Raw genomic sequence first — 5,322 nt, forward strand, 5'->3', positions numbered from 1 at the left:
ATTCCCCAAGGGGAGAACCCGACCTTCGTCGACATCGGTGACCAGACCGCCTTGATCGGTTCACCGCTGCACGTGCCCGTGGATGCCTACGACCCCGACGGCGGTCCGTTGACCGTGACCGTCTCGGTCGCCGATTCGAACCTGCTGGAGGCCAGTGTGGTCAGCGGCAACCGTTCGATCCGGATCGACATGGCGACCTACGGTGACATGGTGATCCAAATGTTCGAGCAGCGCGCCCCGACCGCGGCCGGACGCGTGATCAATCTGGCCAATATCGACTTCTACGACGACATCATCTTCCACCGTGTGGTCGACGATTTCGTGATCCAGGCCGGCGACCCGACGGGAACCGGTACCAGTGGTTCGACGCTCGGCAACTTTGACGACGACTTTCACCCCGAACTGCAGCACAACCGCAAAGGGGTGATCTCGTTTGCGAAATCCAGCGACGACACGAACAACTCGCAGTTCTTTCTCACCGAAGTGCCCACGCGTTTCTTGGACTTCAACCACAGTGTCTTCGGCCAGCTGATCGAGGGCTTTGACGTCTTGGATGCGATCAGCGAACACGCGGTCAACGGTGCCGACCGACCGACGACGGACATCGCGATCAACACGATCGAGGTGTTCAACGACACAGAAAACTCGTTGATCATGTTGAAGCCGACCGGCAACGGCGTGGGATCGACCAACGTCACGGTGACGGTGACCGATGGCGACGGCAATACGCACAGCGAGACGTTCCAGGTGGACGTCAACAATGACACGCAGAACAGTCAGCCCTACCTGAATCGGGTGACAGTGCCTGACGAATTCACACGCAACACGCCGGCGACGTTGCAGATGTCCAGCACCGACATCGAAGGCGACGCGGTCAGCTATTCGGCGACCGTCATTTCAGGTGGCTCCAATGCGACCGCTTCGATCGATCAAAACGGCTTGCTGACGGTCACGCCGGCAACCGGATTCACCGGGACGGTTGACGTCCAAGTCACCGTCCGCCCCGGACCGGGTGTCACCGGCAACAGTTCCAGTGACAGCGACAATCAAGTCCTGACGTTCAACTTCGCAGGCGAACAGGTGCTCGCCGCCCCCACGTCGATTGACCTGAGTGCGGGCAGCGACACCGGCAGCAGCGACAGCGACAACATCACCAATTCGGGTTCACTGGCGTTCGTGGTCGATGGCGTCACCAGCGGTGCGACGGTCCAGCTGATCAATCAACAAACTTCGGCGGTCTTGGGCGAAGCCGTCGCCAGCGGGACGAGTGTCACCATCACGACCAACAACATCGCCGCCCTCGGCGAGGGCACGTACAACGTGACCGCTCGCCAGATCTTCAGCGGACAAACCAGCGAGCAAAGCGCAGCGGTGAGCGTCACCTACGACACCACCGTACCGACGTCGGTGACCAGCAGCGCCAACACCCGCGCCAATGTCGGGCGGCTGTATGAAACCGATTTGATCAACAGCGAAGAAGGCTCGATCACGTACGCGTTGACGCAATTTCCCGTCGGCGCGACGATCAACGCCGGATCGGGCGTGATCCAGTGGACGCCGGATGCCGGTGATGTCGGCGACACGCAGTTCTCGCTGGCGATCACCGACTTGGCCGGCAACACGCGTACTGAAAACTTCACCGTCACGGTCGCCGAGGCGCCCAAGGCCGAAGTCAAATTGGTGCTCAGGGACACCGACGGTAACGAGGTCAGCAACGTCAACGTCGGAGACGAGTTTGTTTTGGAACTGGTCGGTGTCGACGCCCGCAGCAGTTTTGACCGCGACGGGGTGTTTGCGATCTACACCGACATCCTGTTCGATTCCTCGATCATTCGTGTCAAAGGCGGGACGACGATCGAATACGTCGGCAATTTCACGCTGTCGCCCAAGGGGACGTTCTCGACCGGCCTGATTGACGAACTCGGTGCCGCATCGACCGCCGCGGTCGCGACCGGCGAAGCCGAATCGGTGATCGCCCGGGTGCGAATGGAAGCCATCGCCGCGGGAAGCGTCAACATTCGCAGCGAAGAAGCCGACGAGTCCAGCAGTGAGATGTTGCTCTACGGCGAGGACGACCAGATACCGGCCGATTCGGTGTTCTTTGGCAACGTCAACTTGACCGTGGGGCTGGACTTCACGTTGCTCGATGACGCGATCACCGTCGCCGAAGATTCCGGGGCGACGACCATCAACGTTCTGGCCAACGACACCACCACCGGCAGTGCGGCCTTGTCGATCGTCTCGGTGACCCAACCGGCCAGCGGAGGCACGGTCAGCGTGAATTCGGGCCAAGTCTCGTTCACGCCGGCGGCAAACTTCAACGGCACGACGACGTTTACCTATCGGGCCGGGGACGGCAGCGGCGCGCAAGACACTGCCACGGTGACCGTCACCGTCACACCGGTCAATGATCCGCCGACCGGCTTGGACGACGCGTTTGAAGTGGTCGAAGGGACCACCGCCAATCGGCTGAACGTGCTGGCCAATGACTCGCTGGATCCCGACACCGATGGCACGCTGACCGTCACCTCGGTGACCAGCAACACCACGGGGGCAACCGTCGAAGTTTCCTCGGACGGCTTGGCCGTGGATTACACGCCGCCGGCCGGGTTCACCGGAACCGATACCTTCACCTATGTCGTCAGCGACGGGCAGGCCACCGATACGGTAACGGTGACCGTCACGGTGACGTCGTCCGATGCGCCACCGACGGCCCGCGACAACGCCTTTACGGTCAACGAAGACACCGCCGAAGCCTCCTTCGATATTCTGGCCAATGACGACCGCGACGTCGATGACCAAGCGTTTGTCATCGAGAGTGTCGGCACACCCAGCCAAGGCGGGACGGCCCGGTTCAGCAGCGACGGTTCCACGTTCTTCTACGCACCGGCCGCTAACTTCTTCGGCACCGAAACGGTGACCTACACCATCCGCGACACCGGCGGCGGAGTGGCGACCGCGACGGTCACGTTTACAGTCACCGAAGTCGAAGACCCGCCACCGGTGCTCAACGACACGGTTCAAATCAATCTGGGCAGCGGCGCATCGGTCGTGCTTCGCTTGGAAGACTTGCCGGCGAACGTCGATGGCGATGGCGAAACCTTGCAACTGAAGCTGACCACGGCCCAGCAAACGACGGCGCAAAACGGAACCGCGTCGGTCAACACCGCCGGCACCGAATTGACATACACCCCGCCCAGCAGCACGTTCACCGGGACGGACACGCTGACCTACAGCGTGTCCGACGGATCCGGCACCGACAGCGTGGGAACGTTGACGATCGAAGTGCTGGATCTGACCCAGCGAAATATCACCGTCCGATTCAGCGGCAGCCAAGGCCGCAGACTTGTTTCGGCGGTTCGTCTGACCGGAACGGATGCGTTGGGCAATGCCGTCAACGAGTCTCCGACTCTCGATGGGGTCAACTTGTTCTTCGCGAACTTGTTGCCCGGTGACTACGTCGTCGAGATCCCGGCGATTCCGTTCTTCAGCGGCGCCGAGGAGCCTCAGCAGTACACGATCAATAGCAGCGCCGACGATGGTGACGCGGTGATCGATGCACAGATGGGACGGATCAAACCGGAGTACCTCTCGATCCAAGATTGGCTGGGCTCGACGCCACAGCAATCCGCGCTGGTCGTCGTCCAACCCGGCGAACAGGCGTTGCTGGCCGAGCCCACGTCGCTGGCATCGGAATCGATTTCCAACGCCAACTTCACGCTCAACGACTTGGGAACCGAACTGACTATCTCTGGTGAAGACGACGACGCCGGCGGCACCGATCCCGATACGTTGAACGCAGCCGTGCTGACCAGCAATCGAAACATCGTCCAGCCGCGTGGCCAGATCGGCGACTTGAGACTGTTCCGCGTGAACGTGGACAGCAACGCCGTCAATTACAGCCGCACCCCCGCAGCGGATAACGCGGCAAACAGCGCGGCCACAACGCAGCTCGCCGCCGGCAGCGGTGAAGGCGAACAAGTCGGCACGCCATCGTCTGGCACCGTGGCAAATGACGCAGTGAACAGTCCGCTCGCTGACAGTGAACCGGCGACGGGCATCTTCTCGACGGCCGGATCGGGCGAAGGGGAATCGGTGGCCCAGGCGACGTCGGTCAGCGAGGTCGCGGCACCGATGTTGTCGGCCGGTCTGCTGGCTCCGACCACGTCAGACGATTCTGACGCCGAGAGCGAACCAGAGGCGGCGGCGTTGGAAGTCTCCCCTGCCGGCGCGAGTCGAATTTTGGCTTCCGAGGCGGCGACGGACGCAGTAGATACGGCGGCGCAAACCGACAGCGAGGCGTCGGAGGACGAGTCGGCTGGGGAGTCGAAATCGACCACCGAGTCCGGTCTGAGTGCGAGTTCGCTCAGTCGGTTTTTCCGCTTTAGGCGGTGATTTGCGGTTTTTTTGAGATTCGGCCAGGAAATTTGGCCGCTGTTTTTGGGGCTTTTTTCGAGCCTTTGGCGGCGGCTTTTCGGCGGCGTGTTTGCGACGGGCTGCTCGTGGAAACGGCCGCAAACCTCGAAAACACGGGCTTTTAAGCGTTTTTGGGCGAATTCGGCCCCGGGGATTTCCCACGCGTGCTACGGTTCGTTCGGCTAAGAATCGCCGGAAACCCCGCAAATTGCAGGGTTTTTTGGACGATGCCGGGTTGCACCAACCTTTGGCGCAACATAACACTTGGCCGTCACAAACACACGGGATCGCAATCCCCTCTTCAACCCTTCCTGCATAAGCAATCAGAAAAGGTTCTCCCAAATGGCTAAAGCTCCGCCGAAGGCACCTACGAAGACTCAAATCATCGCGAACATCGCTGAGTCGACCGAATTGTCCAAAAAAGACGTCGCCGCGGTTTTCGACGCGCTGACTGATGAGATCGCTCGTGAAATGGGCCGCACCGGCTCCGGTCAATTCACCATCCCGGGTCTGTGCAAGATCCAACGCAAGGATGTGGAAGCCAAACCGAAGCGAAAGGGACGCAACCCGTCCGACGGAAGTGAAATCTGGCTGAAGCCCAAACCGGCCAGCAAGAAGGTCGTCATCCGTCCGCTCAAGGGCCTCAAGGAAATGATCTGAGCTTGGCCCCCAGCCTCGCCCTGAGAAATCAAAACGGCACGCGACACTGATTGTCGCGTGTCGTTTTTTATGGCACCGCGCTCTTTTCTTGTTAGCGGTAGGGCGCGAGCCCTCCGGTCTTTCATCGTTCCCGAAACACCGGAGGGCTCGCGAACAATACCGCTCAATCGACAAGGTTTTGGCCGACGCAGGGCCCGTAGGCTCGCGGGCTGTCGCTCAAAAATGTTTCACAGCGTTGCCCAACGG

2 protein-coding genes are annotated in these 5,322 nt (G+C 60.9%); both read left to right on the top strand.

All coding sequences use genetic code 11. The features are described from left to right. A partial coding sequence (locus ABX749_RS20480) for an Ig-like domain-containing protein (protein WP_372897610.1) occupies positions 1-4,395 on the top strand: 4,395 nt, incomplete at its 5' end. A 285-nt stretch (positions 4,396-4,680) separates the two neighbouring features. Next, positions 4,681-5,076: an HU family DNA-binding protein gene (locus ABX749_RS20485; protein WP_259635039.1), complete on the top strand. Its 396-nt coding sequence runs from the start codon at positions 4,681-4,683 to the stop codon at positions 5,074-5,076. Positions 5,077-5,322: the final 246 nt, after the last annotated feature.

This window comes from Stieleria sp., from assembly GCF_041595215.1.
GTDB lineage: Bacteria > Planctomycetota > Planctomycetia > Pirellulales > Pirellulaceae > Stieleria > Stieleria magnilauensis.